Raw genomic sequence first — 18,614 nt, forward strand, 5'->3', positions numbered from 1 at the left:
GTATCTGTGCTCGATCGACCCTTCTCTTCGGTGCGAGTCCCAGACACCAGGAGCGGTCATGAAGGCGTACGCCAGCGAGATCAAGTACTCCCACCTCGAGGACCTGCGGGCCATCGTCGCCGCGACCTCGACGGGGCAGTACGAGGTGGACGACGCGACCTCGGCGTTCGAGCGACAGGTGCAGAACGACCTGGCGGCGGCTCGGCAGGCGCACCTCGACGACGAGCTCGGCATTGCGATCCGCGGCTACAGCCAGCTGCAGGCGCTGATCCTCAAGACCGCGCACCCGACGTTGCCGGTCGCGGCGCCGTCGTACCCGCAGTGGGAGGTGTCCTACGCCTCGTCCCAGCTGCCCGCGTTCCTCGCCATGGCGGCCGAGTCCGCCAGCCGGACGCTCCCGCCGCTCAGCACGGTGCCCGCCGGCATCGTCTGGCCCGTGCCGCCGGACCCGGCCGAGCTCGTGACGCACCCGCAGGTGTTCGGCGCGGGCGTGTCGAGCACCCTGGACACCGTGCACGGCCTGCTCACCGGGGCCGCCGGGTCGGTCGTCGCGGGCGACTTCGCCGGTGCGGCCAAGGCGTACACGCAGGCGATCAAGGCCGCCGGTGACCAGGACCTGGCGCTCGTCGCGCACCTGCACCAGGACCTGGGGCTCGTGCTCGAGCGCGCAGGCAGGGCCGACGCGGCGACGACCGAGCTCACCACGGCGCAGGAGCTGTTCACCAAGGCCGGGTCGGGCGAGGGGCAGGTGTCCGCGCTCGCAGCTCTCTCGGGCCTCTTCGAGCGGCAGGGGGACGACGCCCGAGCCAAGGAGGTGCTGGCCCAGGCCGGTGCGGTGAGCCAGAAGCTGGGCATCTTCGAGCTCGGGGTCACGGGGGTCACCGGCGTCGCCGACGCCCCGACCCGCGCGCTGACCGGGCGGACCGTGGTGGGTCCGGGCCGGGGCCTCCCGTTCCGCCGGATCGACGGCGCGCCCGGGCTCGAGCTCGCCGGCGCGATCCCGGAGCCGATCAGCCAGGCCGAGACTCCGTCTCTGCAGGCCCTGGCCTACGTCGGCGAGCTGCGCACGGTGGACACGTTCACGATCCTCGGCACGGACGCCTCGAGCACGGTGAGCCTCGCCGGCGACAAGGCCGGGAACCTCACCGCGCTGTACGAGACGATGGCCGTGACCGACGACCTCGGCCTCCTGTACGTCCAGGGCCTCCCGGCGACGACGTTCGTCGCGTACCTGCCCTACATCTACTTCTTCGTCATCCCGATGAGCCTGGGCGACTGCTATCTCGCGTCGGGCGACTACGCGTCGGCCGAGACCGCATACCGCAACGCGCTGACCTACCCGTACCTCAACCTGAACGTTGAGGTCACCCAGGTGTGGACGCGGCTCGCGCAGACCTACGTGGCCTGGGGCGACTCGATCTACCGCGCCGCCGGCGACTCCGCGGCGGGCTGGCCCGCCGCGGCCGTCAAGTACCACCTCGTCGTGGGCTCGGACGGCACTGTCCCGGCGACGTCGCCGCTCTACGCCGACGCCCGGTTCGCCGCGCTCAAGGTCAGGGCCGCGGCGATCGCGGCGGCGGCCGACCCCACGAGCGTCGACGACAACCCGGCCGTCGCGCTGCCGCTCACCCGGGCGCGGCTGCGGCTCAGCCAGATCGCGGCGGGCCAGAACTTCCTCGGGTTCGCGCCGGACTACCTGCCCCCGTTCAGCTTCGAGGCGCTGCAGACCAACGCCCGCTACCTGGCCGAGCACGCGGGGACCATGGAGCAGGCGTACATCCAGTTCAAGAGCCAGGCCGAGAACGAGGAGTTCCGCGAGGACCAGATGGACCAGCAGGTCGACCTCGCGGCCGCGAGCGTCGTGCTGGAGCAGGACGGGGTCGCGCAGGCGCAGGCCGGCGTCGCGGTCGCGCAGCGCAGCAAGGACTACGCGACCACACAGCTCACCAACGCCCAGGAGGCGTCGACCGCGTTCGGGGACGTCCGGTGGGAGCTCGAGGAGCTCACCGAGCTCGACGCCTGGGCGCAGGCGTCCGCGGTGGACCACGACGACGAGGTCAAGCTCACCATCACGGGGTACGACTCGTTCGGGTCGGACCACGAGCCGCGCAACACCGTGCTCCAGCGGCTGGCCGCCCAGCGGGCCAGTCTCACCGACGACCTCGAGCAGGGGCGCCTCGACCGCGAGGTCGCCGCTGCGCAGTCGTACCAGGCGGTCGCCCAGGCGCAGGTGGTCCAGGCGCAGGCCGGCGTCGCCGTGGCCCAGCAGCGGGTCGCGGTGGCCCAGCTGCAGCAGGCCCAGGCCGAGGCCAACCGCGAGTTCCTCGACCTGCGCGAGTTCAGCAGCCGGCACTGGTACGAGATGGCCCAGGTGATGAAGGGGCTGGCCGCGGACTACCTGGACATGGCGACCAGCGTGGCGTGGCTGATGCAGCGCGCCTACGCCGCCGAGACCGCCCGCGACCTGCACAAGATCCGGCTCGACTACCGCAACGCCGGCGCGGGCGACGTCCTCGGTTCCGACGTCCTGCTGCGCGACGTCGACTTCTTCACGGTCGACTTCCTGACCAGCACGCGGTCGAAGAAGGCGCCGATCAAGGTGTCCTTCTCCCTGGCCCAGCTCTACCCCAGCGCGCTGCGTGCCCTGCGCACCACCGGCGTCGCCAACCTGCAGACCACGCTCGAGCAGCTCGACCGGCTGTACCCGGGCTTCTACCTGCACAAGGTCCGCGCGGTCGAGGTGCAGTTCGTCGGCGTCAGCGCCGCCTCCGGGGTGCACGGGACGCTGCGGAACATCGGGGTGTCGCACTTCCGCGCCGCCGACGGGAGCGTCCAGCAGCTGGTCTACCCCCCGGACGTCCTGCCGCTCTCGCTGTACGACGCGCGGACCGACGCGATCGTGCTGCGCGCGGACTCCCAGCAGCTGCGCCTGTTCGAGAACAACGGCGCCGCGACGATGTGGCGGCTCGAGCTGCCGCTGGGCACCAACGAGGTCGACCTGTCGGCCCTGCTCGACGTGTACCTGGTGGTGTATCTGGACGCGTTCTTCGACGGCGGGCTGGAGGGCACGGTCAAGGCGGGCCTGCCCACCACGGGCACGGCGGGCCGGGCGACGTCGCTGCGGCTGCAGGCGCCCGACGAGCTGTTCTTCCTGCGCACGCAGGGCAGCGGCGACCTGGTCGTGTCCGCGGCCGACCTGCCGCGGACGCAGAAGGACCTGGTCCGCACGTCGTTCACGCTGCGCGTCTCGGGCGCGCCGGCAACCGTGGTCCGGCTCACGCCCGCGTCGACCGGGACCGAGCTGGTGCTCACCACCGACGCTGACGGTCTGGTGCAGGGCGCGCCGGTGGCGAGCCTGCTCGGGGGCGGCGTGGCCGACAGGTTCACCGTGCACATCACGGCGGCGGACAACCCGACGCTCGCGGTCGGACCCGGCGGCGTCCCGGACCTGTCCGGGATCACCGACGTGTCGGTGTACCAGGACTACTCGTTCACCTGGCGCTGAGACCATGAGCGACGGCGCCACCTCCGAGCAGGCAGTCAGCGCGCCGGCCGGGAGCGGGAACGCCCCGGGCTTCGGCGAGTCGTTCGGGCTCAACCTGAACACCGGCCAGGCGTCCTACACGATCCCGATCCCCGTGCCCAAGGGCGTCGCGGGACAGGTGGCGAAGCTCGACCTCGTCTACAGCCAGAACGCCGGCAACGGCGTGCTCGGCATGGGCTGGGCGCTGCCGGTGCGGACCGTGGAGCAGCGGCTGGACTTCGGGGTACCCGGCGACGTCGAGGCGCGGTACCTCGCCGACGGCGTGGAGATCGTCGAGGTGTCGGCGGGGCACTGGCGGGCCCGCAAGGAGTCGGCGTTCGACCGGTTCGAGCGCACCGGCGACGGCTGGACGATTCTGCAGCGCGACGGCGGCACCGTCGAGCTGGGCCTGTCACCGGCCGCCCGGGTGGCCGATCCCGGTCATCCGGATCGGGTGCTCCAGTGGTTGCCGGAGCGCGTGCTCGACGCCAGCGGAAACGCGGTGACGTACGCCTGGTCGGTGCAGGACGGGACGCCCTACCTGACGAGCGTCTCGTGGGCCGTGCACACCGTGTCCTTCGGGTACGAGGACCGGCCGGACGTCCTGCGCAACGGGCGTGCGGGGTGGATGCGGCTGACCACCCGGCGGTGCGCGAGCATCACGCTGGAGGTGCAGGGCGTCGGCGCCGTCCGGCGCTGGGACCTGACCTACCAGGACGCGCAGGTGTCGCTGCTGACGCAGGTGCGGCTCACCAGCCTCGGCCCGGCCACCGACGGCTCCGGCGACCTCGCCCGACCGGCGCAGCGGTTCACCTACGCGGTGCCCGACCCGGCCGCGTGGCACGCGCGGTTCGTCGGCTCCGATGCGCTGTACCCGCCACCGCCGTTGACCGACCCGGACGCCCTGCTGACGCAGCTCGACGCGGGTCCGCTGCCGGGTGTGCTGGCCGGCCGGGGTGGGGGCCTGTGGTTCTGGCCGCAGGACGTGCGCGGCGACTTCACCGCCCCGCGCCGGCTGTCCAGCGTCCCGGTCGGCTTCCAGGGCGTGCGCGACAGCCGCCTGCAGGTGGTCGACATCGACGGCGACGGCGCGGTCGACCTGCTCGTCGGCGTCGGCACCGCGCTGCCGCGCGGCTACGCGGACGGGGCCCACGACTGGCAGTCCTACGTCGCCTACCCGCGATCGGCGACCACCCCGGACCTGGGGACGACGACGCGGTTCGCGGACCTGGACGGCGACGGGCGGGTGGACGCCCTCGGGCAGGTGGGCCGCACGATCGTGTGGTGGCACAACCTCGGCGCCGACGGCTGGGCGGCAGCCGCGCATGTCGTCCTGGCCGACCTGGCCGACGACGACCCGCTGGCGCGCCTGGTGGACCCGCCGGACCTGACGGACCCGGCGGTGCTGCTCGCAGACATGACGGGCGACGGCCTGGCCGACCTGGTGCGCGTCCGGTCCGGTCAGGTCACCTACTGGCCCAACCTCGGTCGGGGCCGGTTCGCGGCACCGGTGCTCATGACCGGGAGCCCCCGGGTCCGCACCGACGACGGCACCCAGCTGCTGCTGACCGACGTCGACGGCGACGGCTGCGCCGACCTGGTGCTCGTCGGGGCCGCCGGCGTGCAGATCGTGCCCAACCTCTCCGGTGCCTCCTGGGGTGCGCCCGTGCTCGACCCGCTCGTGCCGACGCCGATCCCGGGGACCGTGTCGGCCGTGCCGGGAGCGAGCGGCCGCGGGAGCGCCGTGCTCTGGTGCTCGCCGCGCGGGTCCGCGACGGGCTACGTGCGCTACGACCCCACGGCGGGGTCGGGCTACCTGCTGACGGGGACCGACAACGGCGCGGGCCTCGTCGCAACCGTCGAGTACGACACCGCCGCGGCACACTCCGAGCGCGACCGATTCGCAGGCCGGCCGTGGCCGGACGAGGTGCCGTTCCCCGTCGCGGTCGTGTCGGCCACGACGGTCACCGACGGCGTGTCCGGGCAGACGAGCCGCACCGCCTACCGCTACCACGAGGGCTGGTACGACGAGCGGGAGCGCAGCTTCGAGGGCTTCGCCCGCGTCGAGCGCGACGAGATCGGTGACGCGTCCCGGCCGACGTCTCGGGTGGTGCACCACTTCGTCGTCGGCGCGGACCGGCTGCCGGGGAACGGCCCGGAGCAGGCGCTGCTGAACAAGCTGCTCTCCCGGGTCGAGCACCTGCAGCTCGACGGCTCGGCGCTCCAGGACCAGCCCGTGCTGGTGGAGGACACCGACTACTCGGTGCAGACGCTCGAGCCCGCCGCACGCGGCTGGGTCCGGGTGGAGCGGACCGCACGACGCTGGCGGGAACGCACCGACGACGAGCGCGCCGAGGAGCGCACGCTGGACTACGACGACGGTGGCGACGTGGTCGCGGAGCACCTGCGTCACCGCGGTACCTCGCTCGGGGCGCCCGTGCCGGAGATCGCCCTGGACACCACGCTGACGTTCGCGGTGCACCCGCAGGGCCGGGTGCTGGGCAAGCCGGCCTCGATCGTGCGTCGTGACGGCGCCGGTGTGCTGATCGGCGAGGTGCGGCGGTTCTACGACGGCCCGGACTACGTCGGCCTCGCGGCCGGGTTGGTGGACCAGGGGCTGCTCACGCGCGAGCTGCGCTGGGCGATGACCGTCCAGGACGCGCACGCGCGATACGACGACACGCTCCCGGCGGACGTCGGCGGCCTGGGCTACGAGGTGCTGCCGGACGCCGACGGGCGCGACGCCCTGTTCGCGGTCGCCGTGGAGCAGGCGCACGACACCGCCGGACGCCTGGTCGGTGTGCGCAGCACCCCCGGCCAGACCACCACCTACACCTACGACGCGTCGGGCACGCACCGTGCGACGTCCACGACGCCGCAGGGCACCACGACCGTCGCGACCGACCTGGCGACCGGGCAGCCCGTCTCGGTCGTCGACCCCGACGGCACGACCGTGAGCATGCGCTACGACGCGCAGGGCCGCCTGACGTCCGTGGTGCTGCCGGGCGACACTCTCGCGATGCCGTCGCGCACATACGCCTACCTCGACGCCGTCCCGGGCGTCGTGACCGTCCGTCGGCGCCTGCGGCACGGTGAGGCGGCGACCGCGGACTCCGCGATCGTCTTCGACGGCCTCGGCCGGGAGCAGCAGCGCCGTGAGGTGCTCTCCGCGGGTCGCGTGATCGTCAGCGGGTGCGTGGTCCGCACCCCGTTCGGGGACGCGGCCGCGGAGTACGACCCCACGTTCGAGGCCGCCCTCGACTACGCGCCGACCGACCTGACCGGCCGCACCAGCCGCCGGTTCGAGTACGACAGCCAGGGCCGACCGGTGCGGACCACCGACCACGACGGCGCCGTGTCGTCCACGCGCTACGCACCGTTCGAGATCGTCTCGACCGACGCCCTGGGCGTCGAGCGCCGGGACCGGGTGGATGCTGCGCACCGGCGTGTGGCCGTGGAGGAGTCCGGCGTCACCACCACCTACGCACCCGACGCCACCGGCCACCTCTCGGTGCACTCGGACGCGCACGGGGTGGTCGCCCGGTACGCCTACGACGGACTGGGCAACCGGGTCGAGGTCGCCCACCGCGACGCCGGCACGTGGCGCACGCTGAACGACGCCCGCGGTCGCGCGGTGGAGGTCGTGGACCCGGCCGGCGCGCGGATGTCGGCGTCGTACGACGGCATGGGACGCATCGTGTCGTTCGCCGTCGACGGGGTGCAGCGCGAGATCTACACGTACGACGACGCCCCGAGCCACGGGGTGGGCCGGCTGCGGACGGCCACCTATCCGGGCGGCAGCCAGACGTTCGCGTACGACGCCCAGGGCCGGGTGGCGTCGCGGACCTATGCGGTCGGCGGCCGGTCGTGGACGCTCGGCTTCGAGCGGGACGCGCTGGGCCAGCTGGTCCGCCTCGTGCAGCCGGACGGCAGCGCCACCGTGTACGAGCGGTACGACAGCGGGCTGGTGCGGTCGGTGCCGGGCGTCCTGACGCTCGTCGACTACGAACCGCGGCGGCTGGCGACGACGGTCACGCACGCCAACGGGGTGGTGCGGACCACGAGCTACGCGGCGGGCACCGCCCGCGTGGTCGCCCAGCGCACGGTCGGGGTCGGCGGCGCCGTGCTCGAGGACGCGGCCTACGGGTACGACGCCCTCGGTCAGTGCACCTCCGTGGACGAGCCGGACGGTCGGGTCACCTTCGCGTACGACCCGCTGCGGCAGCTCGTCGGCACCACCGACGCCCGCCCCGGTGGTGTGGACGAGGACTTCACGTACCAGGCCCGGACGCTCCTCGGGACGGACGGTGCCGTGCTGACCGCGGGCGACGTCGCGCACCCGACGCGCCCGGACACCCTCGCCGTCGACGGCGGCGCGCCGAGTGACCTCAGCTACGACGTGGCGGGCCGGCTCGGGGCCCTCCCGGGCCGGACGTTCGCGTGGGACGCCAAGGGCCAGCTCGCCTCGGTCGTGCGCGCGGACGGGACCACGGTCGCCTACGAGTACGACCACCGGGGCTCGCGGGTTCACAAGACCGTGACGGGGGGTCCCGACACCGTCTTCCTCGGGCCGTACGCCGAGGTGCGGGACGGGAACCTCGTCACGTACGCGGTGCTGCAAGGGCTACGGATCGCCGTCGACCACGGGGGAGTACGGCACTGGATCCACACGGACCCGCGCGCCAGCGCGACGTTCTTCACGGACGCCGCGGGCACCCGCATCGCGAGGATCGACTACCGCGCGTTCGGCAACTCGGCCCAGGCCACCGGCCCGGCCCCGACCCAGGTGTTCGCGTTCCAGGAGTGGGACGCCGACGCCGAGCTCTACTACGCGCAGCGCCGCTGGTACTCGCCGACGATCGCGCGGTACCTGAGCCCGGACGGCTACTTCCTGCACCATCCCGAGAAGGGCGTCGACGACCCGCGGCGGCTCGACCTGTACGCGTACTGCGCGAACGACCCCGTCAACAACGTGGACCCGGACGGTGCGAGCTTCTGGACCGTGCTCGGCGGGATCGTCGGGGTCATCATCGGGATCGCGGTCGCGGTGCTGACCATCGCGGCGTTCGCGTCCGGCATCGGGGCCGGGCTGCTCGCGATCGGGCTCATCATCGGGTTGACGATCGCCGGTTACGCCGGTGCGTCCGCGGCCCGGGGAACGGCGCTCGGCGACTTCCTCAAGGGGATGCTCATCGGGTTCAACGCGGGCCTGACGGTCGTGTTCGCCTCGGCGATCTTCGGCCCGGCCATCGGCCTGGCGCTCGGCGTGATCGGGTTCCTGAGCGTGTTCGACGGGATCCGGCAGAGCGCCGCCTACCAGGTGATCCTCGGCTGGAGCAGCTGGCTCATGCCGACCACCTGGCTGGTCAACGGCATCGGCCTCGCCTTCTTCGCCGTCAACCTGATCCTGGCCGGCGTGACGGGGAACCAGGTGCCGGGGCTGGCCATCACGTCGATCAGCTTCGACCTGGCCACGTGCAGCTTCGTCATGAAGGGCGGCGCGTTCTCCGACGCCAACCCCATCGACACGGCCTACGACATGGGGCACTTCGTCTTCGTCGACTCCAAGAACACGAGCCCCGACGGCGACGTCCCGCACGAGACCGGGCACGGGCTGGCCTCGGGGCGTTCGGGTCGGCCGTGCACCTCATCGGGTTCGTCGACGAGATGATCGCGGGCGGCGGCAGCTCGGCCTGGACCGAGCAGATGGCCGACAGCCACGCCGGGATCGGCACCGACGACACCTGGACCTGACGCGGGTCCGTTCGACGTCCTCCTGTGGGCGGTGCACGCCATGATGGGACCGTGAGCGAAGAGATCGACGACGCCCCCGTCAGCGCAGCATCGGTGAGCGCATCGCCCGACCACGAGATCCCCGCCGAGGCGCGGCACCGGTGGACCGAGCTGGCCGAGCTCATCGACGCGGACCAGTTCGCGTACTACATCCGCGACGCCCCGGTGGCGTCGGACAAGGAGTACGACGAGCGCCTCCGGGAGCTGCAGGCGCTGGAGGACGAGCACCCCGGGCTGCGCACGCCCGACTCGCCCACGCAGCGCGTCGGCGGGACGTTCAGCACCGAGTTCGCCTCCGTCAGCCACGTCGAGCGCATGCTCTCGCTGGACAACGCGTTCTCCGACGAGGACATCGCCTCCTGGGCGGACCGCGTGCACCGCGACCTGGAGGCAGACGCGCAGCTGCACTACCTGTGCGAGCTCAAGATCGACGGGCTGGCCATCGCGCTGCTGTACGAGAAGGGGCGCCTGGTCCGGGCGGCCACCCGGGGGGACGGGCGCACGGGCGAGGACGTGACCCTGAACGTCCGCACGATCTCGACCATCCCCGACGTGCTCCGCGGCGACCCGGCGACGCACCCGGACCTGATCGAGATCCGGGGCGAGGTGTTCCTCCCGGTCGAGGCGTTCACGCAGCTCAACGCCGCGCAGGTCGAGTCGGGCAAGAGCCCGTTCGCCAACCCGCGGAACGCAGCTGCGGGCTCGCTGCGGCAGAAGGACCCCCGGGTGACCGCGTCGCGGGACCTGCGGATGTACGCGCACGGGATCGGCGCGTGGCAGCGGGCACCGGGCGGCGGGACCGGGATCGAGCGGCAGTCCCAGGTGTACGACCTGCTGGCGTCCTGGGGCGTGCCGGTCTCGGGCCACTCGCGGGTGGTCGAGGGTCTGGACGGCGTGCGGGAGATGATCGCGCACACGGGGGAGCACCGGCACGACGTCAAGCACGAGATTGACGGCGTGGTGGTCAAGGTCGACGAGATCGCGCTGCAGCGTCGGCTCGGCGCCACGAGCCGGGCGCCGCGGTGGGCGATCGCGTACAAGTTCCCACCGGAAGAGGTCAACACCAAGCTGCTCAACATCGAGGTCAACGTCGGCCGCACCGGGCGGGTGACGCCGTTCGCGGTCATGGAGCCGGTCTTCGTCTCGGGTTCGACCGTGGCCATGGCCACGCTGCACAACGCGAGCGAGGTGAAGCGCAAGGGCGTGCTCATCGGGGACACGGTGGTGCTGCGCAAGGCGGGGGACGTCATCCCCGAGGTGGTCGGGCCGGTGGTGGACCTGCGGGACGGCACGGAGCGCGAGTTCGTCATGCCCACCGAGTGCCCCTCGTGCGGGACCACGCTGGCGCCCGCCAAGGAGGGCGACGTCGACATCCGCTGCCCCAACCAGCGCTCCTGCCCGTCGCAGCTGCGCGAGCGGCTGTTCCACGTGGCCTCGCGGGGTGCGTTCGACATCGAGGCGGTCGGCTGGGAGGCCGCGAGCGCGCTCCTGAACGCCGGGGTGGTCACCGACGAGGGCGACCTGTTCGCGCTCGACGCCGACGCGCTGCGACGGGTGCCGCTGTTCACGCTCTCGACCAGCTCGAAGGTCGGCGGCGTTGTGCGCGAGGCCGGGGACCTGAACGCCACCGGGTCGGCGCTGCTGGGCAACCTGGAGAAGGCCAAGGGCGCGGCGCTGTGGCGGGTGATCGTCGCGCTCTCGATCCGGCACGTCGGGCCGACGGCGGCGCGGGCGCTCGCGCAGCACTTCGCGTCGATCCCGGCGATCGCGTCGGCGTCGGAGGAGGAGATCGGGGCGGCCGAAGGGGTCGGGCCGACCATCGCGGGGGCGGTCGTGGCCTGGTTCGCGCAGCCGGGCGAGGACGACAAGTGGCACCAGGCGATCGTCGACAAGTGGGCGGCGGCGGGCGTGCGGATGAGCGAGGAGCGCGACGAGTCCGCGCCGCGCACGCTCGAGGGGCTCACGGTCGTGGTCACGGGCGGGCTCGAGCGGTTCAGCCGGGACGGGGCCAAGGAGGCGATCCTGGCCCGCGGTGGGAAGTCGGCCGGCAGCGTCTCGAAGAACACGGACTTCGTGGTGGTCGGCGAGAACGCGGGCTCCAAGGAGTCCAAGGCGCGCGAGCTCGGGCTGCGCATCCTCGACGAGGCCGGGTTCGAGCGGCTTCTCGCGCAGGGACCGAGCGGGGTGGCCGACGACGCACGAGCGGACCCGGCCCCGTGAGGGTGGCGACGGCGTGAAGGCGGTGGCGGAAACGACCGGGCCGACCGTCCGCCTGGCGCGGAACGACGAGATCGCGGGTGCCGGCGCGCTGACGGCCGAGGCCTACCTCGCGGACCGGCTGCTCGACGAGGACGACGAGTACGAGGCCCAGCTGCGGGACGCGACGAGGCGGGCCCGCGACGCGATGCTCCTGGTGGCGACGGTGCCGTGCGAGGACTCCGACGGCAGCCAGACCGTCGTCGGGACGGTGACGCTGGCGCCGTACGGCACCACCTACGCCGAGGTCGCCGAGCCCGGCGAGCTCGAGGTGCGGATGCTCGCGGTGGCCCCGCGCGCCCGCGGTCGCGGTATCGCCGAGGCGCTCATGCGGGCCGCGCTCGGGTACGCCGTCGCGTCGGGCGCCCGTCGGGTGGTGCTCTCGACGCTCGACTCGATGGTCACGGCGCACCGGCTGTACGCCCGGCTCGGCTTCGTCGCCGCGCCCGAGCGCGACTGGGGGCACGAGTACGTGCACCTGCGCGTGCAGACCTGGACCCCGCCGGAGCCCCCGGGTGCGCTGGTCGAGTCGCGGACCTGGCCGCCGCTGCAGGTGGTCGAGGTCGACGGCTGGCGGGTCGGCGTGTCGGGCGGCCTGACCCGGCGGGCAAACAGCGCCCTGCTGACCGGGACGCCGGCCGACCCGATGGGCGCGCTGGACCGGATCGAGCAGGTCTACGCGGACGCCGGGCTGCCGAGCATCGTCCGGACGCCGCGTCCCGTCGGTTCGGGGGGAGCGGGCGAGTCGACCGTGGTCCCGCCGGTCTGCGTCGAGGTGGCCGCGATGCTCGACGCCCGCGGGTACCGGACCGTCTCGGAGACCGACGTCCTGGTGCGCTCGCTCGTCGGCGATCCCGCCCTGCCGGGTCGGCTCGACCTGCCGGGCGTGCGGATCGAGGAGCGCGACGATCCGGACGACGACTGGCTCGCGCTGTGGCTGGGCGCCAAGGACGACTCCGCGGACCGGGCGACCGGTCGCGCGATCCTCACCGGCGTCCCGGCGCGCTACCTGTCGATGACCTCGACCTACGACACCTCGCCGGTGGCGGTCGTCCGGGTGACGGTCACGCAGGACTGGGCGGCGCTGTCATGCCTCGTCGTCGCGGGCTCCGCGCGACGTCGCGGCCTCGCGCGCGCCCTGACGCTCCACGCGCTGCACGACGCGCGGGAGCGCGGCGCGCGCCGGGTGTTCCTGCAGGTCGAGGCCCACAACCAGGCCGCCGCCGCGCTCTACTGGGGTCTCGGGTTCGAACCCGCCGACCGGTACACCTACCGGCAACGAGAAGCCCACTGACCGGCACCTGACCTGCCACGCTCGATGGAAGGGGGTCAGGCCCCGACCTTGTGCGCGCGTCGCGCCGCTGACGGATCGAGCCCGACGGTCAGCGGGCGGCCCACAGGAGCCCGCGTTCGATGATCGTGCGCACCGGCGGCAGCTCGAGGTCGGCCAGCTGGTGACCCGGCGCGCAGACGAACACCCGACCCTCGCCCCAGAGCCGCTTCCAGACGGCCGGCGACGTCTGCGGTACGAGCCAGTGGTCGTCGGGCCCGGGCGTGATCGTCGTGGTGGCGAGCACGTCGTTGAGGTCGTCGGAGAGCAGCCAGTACTGCTCGGAGCGGAGGGCGAAGTCGGCGATCCCGTCGACGATCGGGTCGTCGGCCCGGCCCGGCACGATCTGGACGGTGTGGTCGACGATCCCGCCGGGGTGCGCCGCGAACTGGGCGCCGACGAGCTGCAGATAGTCCGTCGCCATCCGGAACGAGTCGACGACCCCGCCGTGCCAGCCCGCGAACCCGGTGCCGGCGGCGACGGCGTCGCGCAGGCCGTGGAGCTCGTCGGCGAGGATCTCGCCCATGGTCCAGCACTGCACGACGAGGTCGGTCGAGGCCATGAGGGAGGCGTCGGCGTAGACCTCGAGCGAGCCCTCAACGACGACGTCGAAGTCGTGCTCGCGCAGGAACGGCAGGAACAGGTCGACGGCCTCCTCGGGGGCGTGGCCGTCCCAGCCTCCCCGGACGACGAGTGCTCGGCGTTGTTGTGGCACGGGACGACTCCTAGGAGATGAGACTGTCGATCGCAGCGGGTGACAGGACGTGCTCGGAGGCCATCGCGGACGCGCCGAGCACCCCGGCGCGTCCCTTGGTCCGAGAGGCGACGATACGCAGGTGCTGCGTCGCCAGCGGCAAGGACCGCCGGTAGACGACCTCGCGGATTCCGGCCAGCAGGTGCTCGCCCGCCTCGGCGACGATCCCGCCGATCACGATGACCGACGGGTTGAGCATGCTCACGCACGCGGCGAGCACGTCACCGATGCGGCGCCCGGCCTCGCGGACCTCCCGGCTGGCGTCGGGGTCGCCGGCCCGCACGAGGGCGACGACGTCGGCACTCGTCCGGGCATCGACGCCCAGGGCGCGCAGCGCGTCGGCGATCGCGGGTCCGCTGGACAGGGCCTCGAGGCAGCCGGTGTTCCCGCACCGGCACGGAAGCTTCGCACCGCCGGGCACCGCGATGTGCCCGAGGTCGCCCGCCGCACCCTGGGCGCCGCGCCGGATCTGGCCGTCGGAGATGATCCCGGCGCCGATCCCGGTCGCCACCTTGACGAACAGCAGGTGGTCGACGGTGGGCCACTGCGTCGTGTGCTCGCCCAGCGCCATGACGTTCACGTCGTTGTCGACGAGCACGGGGACGCCCGAGAGCTGGCGGGACAGGTGTGCCGGCACGTCAGCGTCGTCCCAGCCCGGCATGATCGGGGGGTTGATGGGCCGGCCCGACAGGTGCTCGACCGGTCCGGGGAGCCCGACGCCGACGCTGACCAGGTCGGACAGCGGCCGTCCCGCCGTCGTGAGCAGGTCGTGACCGAGGGCGACGACGCGGTCCAGGACGACGGTGGGCCCCTCCGCGATCGCGACGGGTTCACCGACCTCCGCGAGAACGGTGCCGACGAGATCGGTCAGGGCGAGCCGGGCGTGCGTCGCCCCGAGGTCGACCGCGAGGACCACCCGCGCGGCGGGGTTGAACGCGAACGTCGCGGGTGGTCGGCCACCCGTGGACGTGGCCTCGCCGGCCGGCGCGACGAACCCCGAGGAGAGCAGGAGGTCGACGCGCGCGGCGATCGTGGAGCGGGCCTGACCGGTGAGAGTGGCCAGGTCAGAGCGTGTTCTCGGCTGCCCGTCGCGGAGCAGCTGGAACATCTCCCCGGCGCCCGTCGGCTTGGGGGCGAACTTGAGGAGCTCGTCCATGGGCACAGTGAACCATTCCGGCTTGTGTAGGTCACGTTCGCGTAACTCTGACACGCGGTTATCGACTTTTGCTTGACGCGCGACAGAAGTCGGTCCTAGGTTGCGCAACATGGTCAAAGCGGACCCACCCCTGCTGCAGATGCGCGGCATCGTCAAGCACTTCCCCGGTGCGAGGGCGCTCGACGGTGTCGACCTCGAGATCCGTGCCGGCGAGGTCCACTGCCTGCTCGGTCAGAACGGCGCCGGCAAGTCCACCCTCATCAAGGTCCTCGCCGGGGCTCACCAGCCCGACGAGGGCGAGATCCTCATCGACGGCGAGCCCGTCACCATCTCCCACCCGGTCGCGGGCCTGAAGCTCGGCATCGCGACGATGTACCAGGAGCTCGACGTCGTCGACGGGCTCTCGGTCGCGGAGAACATCTACCTCGGCCACGAGCTCGCGGTCGGCGGCTTCTCGCAGCGTCGCGCCGCCACCGTCCAGACCCGCGCGATCCTCCGGCGCCTCGGGCACGGCGACATCTCGCCCCACCGCGAGGTCGGCCAGCTCTCCGCGGCGGGCAAGCAGATCGTCAGCATGGCCCGCGCTCTTTCGCACGACGCCCGCGTGATCGTCATGGACGAGCCGTCCGCCGTGCTCGACGCCGAAGAGGTCAAGAACCTGTTCCGGGTGGTGCACGAGCTCACCAGCTCGGGCGTCGCCGTCGTCTACATCTCGCACCGGCTCGACGAGATCCGGCAGATCGGCGACCGGATCACCGTCCTGAAGGACGGCCGCACGGTCGCGACGGGCCTCCCGGTCGCCGCGACGCCGACCGCCGACCTGATCCGGCTGATGACCGGCCGCACGGTCGAGTACGCCATCGCGCCCAGGCCGCCCGTCGCCGACGACGCCGCCACGGTGCTGCACGTCGACGGGCTGAGCCTGCGAGGGGCGTTCTCCGACGTCTCCTTCGACGTGCGCGCCGGCGAGGTCGTCGGGCTGGCCGGGCTCGTCGGGTCGGGTCGCACGGAGATCCTCGAGACCATCTTCGGCGCACGCAGGCGCAGCACGGGCACCGTCGCCGTGGGTGGCGACCGCCTCCGTGCGGGTGCGGTCAGCGACGCGGTCAAGGCCGGCATCGGGCTGTGCCCGGAGGAGCGCAAGAGCCAGGGTCTGCTCCTCGACGAGCCGGTCTACCGCAACATCACGCTCTCGACGTTCTCGCGGACCGCGACGGCGTCGTTCCTCGACGAGCGGTCCGAGCTGCGCGCCGCGCGCGAGCAGATCGACGCGCTCGACGTGCGTCCCTCGGACCCCGAGCGCAGCGCCCGCACGCTGTCCGGCGGCAACCAGCAGAAGGTGCTGCTCGCGCGCTGGCTCGTCCACGGCTGCCGGGTGCTGCTCCTCGACGAGCCGACCCGCGGCGTCGACGTGGGCGCCCGCGCCGAGATCTATGCCCTCATCGCGGACCTCGCGAAGAGCGGCGCGGCGGTCGTCGTGGTCTCCAGCGAGATCGCCGAGGTCATCGGCCTGTCCGACCGGATCCTCGTGATCTCCGAAGGGCGCGTGGTCCACGACGGGCCCGCGACCGGCATCGACGAGCACCGCGTGCTCGACCTCGTCATGGAAGGAAGTGCCGCGTGAGCGAGCAGGAGATCACGACGGTCGTCCCCGACGTCGTCGACACGGAGAAGAAGGTCCCGCGCGCAGGGCTGCTGCGCGGTCCTGCGGGTCGCAACATCGGTCTGGTCATCGCCTTGGTCGCCATCTGCGTCGTGGGCGTCGTCACGGCCGGCGACCGGTTCGCCAGCGTCGACAACCTGCTGACGATCCTGCGCCTGGCGGCGGTCCTCGGGGTGCTGAGCATCGGGATGACCTTCGTCATCACCGGCGGCGGCATCGACCTGTCGGTCGGCTCGGTGGTCGGACTCGCGTCGGTGTGGGCCTCCACGTTGGCCACCCAGACGCTCGCGAAGGACACCAACTGGATCGTCATGGTCTTCTGCGCGCTCGCGGTCGGCGTGGGCGCGGGCCTGGTCAACGGGGTGCTCATCGCGTACGGCAAGGTCGTCGCGTTCATCGCGACCCTGGCCATGATGGTCTCCGCGCGCGGACTGGCGGAGATCATCGCCAACCGGCAGACGCAGGTGGTCAAGGTCCAGGGCTTCCTCGACTTCTTCCGCGGTGACCTCATCGGCATCCCGACCCTCGTCTGGATCTTCGTCGTCGTCGCCGTGGCCGGCTGGATCCTGCTCAACCGCACCACGTTCGGCCGCCGCACCATCGCGGTGGGCGGCAACCCGGAGGCGGCCCGCCTCGCCGGGATCAAGGTCAAGCGCCACACGATGTACCTCTACGCACTGAGCGGTCTCGCGGCCGGCATCGGCGGCGTCATGATGCTCGGCCGCACGACGGCCGGCAGCTCCACCAACGGCATGCTCTACGAGCTCGACGCCATCGCCGCCGTCGTCGTCGGCGGCACCCTCCTCGTCGGAGGCCGCGGCACCATCGTCGGCACCGTCCTGGGCGTCCTCATCTTCACGACGCTCACCAACGTCTTCACGCAGAACAACCTGTCCATCTCGGCCCAGGCCGTGGTCAAGGGCGTGATCATCGTCGTCGCCGTGCTGCTCCAGCAGCGGATCGCCGACCGTTCGCGCGCAAGAACCTGACGAACAAGCTCGTCGAAACCCAGCCCATTCCGATCAAGCATTCCGATCAAGGAGGATCGTCATGTCCACATCCCTGCACAGGCGCTGGCTCGCCGTCGCCGGCGCCACGGCAGCCCTCGCGTTCGTCGTGGCCGGCTGCACGTCCAACACCCCGACCGACGAGGGCAGCAGCGCGGCCGCCGAGGCGCCCGCCGTGGTTCCCGGTGGCAACGACGAGCCCGGCGACATGGTCACCATCGGCTTCTCGGCCCCCGCGGCCGACCACGGCTGGATGGGCGCGATCACCAAGTCGGCCGTCGCCGAGGCCGCGAAGTACTCGGACGTGAAGCTCGTCCAGGCCGAGGCGACCAACGACGTGAACCTGCAGATCAGCCAGATCGAGCAGTTCATGAACGACGGCGTTGACGCGATCGTGCTCCTGCCGTTCGACGGCGCCGCCCTGACCGAGGTGGCCAACAAGGCCATGAAGGCAGGCATCGTCGTGATCAACGTCGACCGCGAGTTTGACGACCCGAACGCGGCCCGGACCACGGTCCTCGGCGACAACTACGGCATGGGCGTCAGCGCCGGCACCTACATCTGCGACCAGCTCGGCGGCAAGACCGGCGCCAAGGTGGCCGAGATCGCCGGCATCGACTCGCTGCCGCTGACCCAGGACCGCAGCCGCGGCTTCAAGGACGCGCTGGCCACCTGCGGGCTCAAGGTCGACGCCCGCGTCGCGGCGGACTTCACGGTCCAGGGCGGCGAGGCGGCGGCGGCCAACCTGCTGCAGGCCCAGCCCAAGCTCGACGCCATCTGGAACCACGACGACGACCAGGGCGTCGGCGTCCTGGCGGCGATCGAGGCGGCGGGTCGCGACGAGTTCTTCATGGTCGGTGGCGCCGGCTCGAAGAACGTCATGGAGGCCATCAAGGCCGACAACACGGTGCTCAAGGCGACGGTCATCTACCCGTCCACGCAGGCCGCGGACGGCGTCAAGCTCGCCCGGCTCATCGTGCAGGGCAAGGCCATGAGCGACCTGGTCGACGTGCAGGTGCCCCGCACGGTCCAGCTCTTCGCACCCGTGGTGACCAAGGACAACGTGGACGAGTTCCTGCCGACGGCCTTCGAGTCCTAGCCGACCGGGCGCCGGACGACCACCCGTCCGGCG

Annotated in this window: 9 protein-coding genes; 7 read left to right on the forward strand and 2 right to left on the reverse strand. The window is 72.4% G+C overall.

Annotated elements, in window-relative coordinates:
- The first annotated feature begins 58 nt into the window (after positions 1-58).
- The 4 genes from ACPPVS_RS04325 (at position 59) to ACPPVS_RS04340 (ending at position 12,866) form a co-directional block, all read left to right on the forward strand.
- Complete coding sequence (locus ACPPVS_RS04325) at positions 59-3,505, forward strand: hypothetical protein (protein ID WP_426594771.1); 3,447 nt, start codon at positions 59-61, stop codon at positions 3,503-3,505.
- A 4-nt stretch (positions 3,506-3,509) separates the two neighbouring features.
- Positions 3,510-9,194, forward strand: a complete 5,685-nt coding sequence (locus tag ACPPVS_RS04330; RefSeq protein WP_426594773.1) for a toxin TcdB middle/N-terminal domain-containing protein — start codon at positions 3,510-3,512, stop codon at positions 9,192-9,194.
- 134 nt (positions 9,195-9,328) lie between these two features.
- The gene (ligA, locus tag ACPPVS_RS04335) at positions 9,329-11,536 is read left to right on the forward strand and encodes an NAD-dependent DNA ligase LigA (RefSeq protein WP_426594775.1); all 2,208 of its coding nucleotides are present in this window, start codon (positions 9,329-9,331) and stop codon (positions 11,534-11,536) included.
- Between the two features lie 22 nt (positions 11,537-11,558).
- The gene (locus ACPPVS_RS04340; RefSeq protein WP_426594777.1) at positions 11,559-12,866 is read left to right on the forward strand and encodes a GNAT family N-acetyltransferase; all 1,308 of its coding nucleotides are present in this window, start codon (positions 11,559-11,561) and stop codon (positions 12,864-12,866) included.
- 88 nt (positions 12,867-12,954) lie between these two features.
- Here the strand turns inward: ACPPVS_RS04340 and ACPPVS_RS04345 are convergent, their stop codons facing one another.
- Together ACPPVS_RS04345 and ACPPVS_RS04350 are read right to left on the reverse strand one after the other, a co-directional pair.
- Positions 12,955-13,617: a ThuA domain-containing protein gene (locus ACPPVS_RS04345; protein ID WP_426594779.1), complete on the reverse strand. Its 663-nt coding sequence runs from the start codon at positions 13,615-13,617 to the stop codon at positions 12,955-12,957.
- Between the two features lie 10 nt (positions 13,618-13,627).
- The gene (locus tag ACPPVS_RS04350; protein ID WP_426594781.1) at positions 13,628-14,812 is read right to left on the reverse strand and encodes an ROK family protein; all 1,185 of its coding nucleotides are present in this window, start codon (positions 14,810-14,812) and stop codon (positions 13,628-13,630) included.
- 109 nt (positions 14,813-14,921) lie between these two features.
- Here ACPPVS_RS04350 and ACPPVS_RS04355 point away from each other — a divergent pair, with 109 nt between their 5' ends.
- The 3 genes from ACPPVS_RS04355 (at position 14,922) to ACPPVS_RS04365 (ending at position 18,581) form a co-directional block, all read left to right on the forward strand.
- Positions 14,922-16,436, forward strand: a complete 1,515-nt coding sequence (locus ACPPVS_RS04355; RefSeq protein ID WP_426594783.1) for a sugar ABC transporter ATP-binding protein — start codon at positions 14,922-14,924, stop codon at positions 16,434-16,436.
- Between the two features lie 68 nt (positions 16,437-16,504).
- A complete protein-coding gene (locus tag ACPPVS_RS04360; RefSeq protein ID WP_426595880.1) occupies positions 16,505-17,464 on the forward strand; it encodes an ABC transporter permease in 960 nt (319 codons plus the stop codon).
- Positions 17,465-17,525: 61 nt separating this feature from the next.
- Complete coding sequence (locus tag ACPPVS_RS04365) at positions 17,526-18,581, forward strand: substrate-binding domain-containing protein (RefSeq protein ID WP_426594784.1); 1,056 nt, start codon at positions 17,526-17,528, stop codon at positions 18,579-18,581.
- Positions 18,582-18,614: the final 33 nt, after the last annotated feature.

Origin of the sequence: Cellulomonas sp. McL0617 (assembly GCF_049994875.1) — a bacterium.
Taxonomy (GTDB): domain Bacteria; phylum Actinomycetota; class Actinomycetes; order Actinomycetales; family Cellulomonadaceae; genus Cellulomonas.

Excerpts from the sequence above, each read along its gene's own strand:
- ACPPVS_RS04330 (WP_426594773.1), top strand. The coding sequence starts at position 3,510 with ATGAGCGACGGCGCCACCTCCGAGCAGGCAGTCAGCGCGCCGGCCGGG.
- ACPPVS_RS04350 (WP_426594781.1), bottom strand. The coding sequence starts at position 14,812 with ATGGACGAGCTCCTCAAGTTCGCCCCCAAGCCGACGGGCGCCGGGGAG.
- ACPPVS_RS04355 (WP_426594783.1), top strand. The coding sequence starts at position 14,922 with ATGGTCAAAGCGGACCCACCCCTGCTGCAGATGCGCGGCATCGTCAAG.
- ACPPVS_RS04365 (WP_426594784.1), top strand. The coding sequence starts at position 17,526 with ATGTCCACATCCCTGCACAGGCGCTGGCTCGCCGTCGCCGGCGCCACG.
- ACPPVS_RS04325 (WP_426594771.1), top strand. The coding sequence starts at position 59 with ATGAAGGCGTACGCCAGCGAGATCAAGTACTCCCACCTCGAGGACCTG.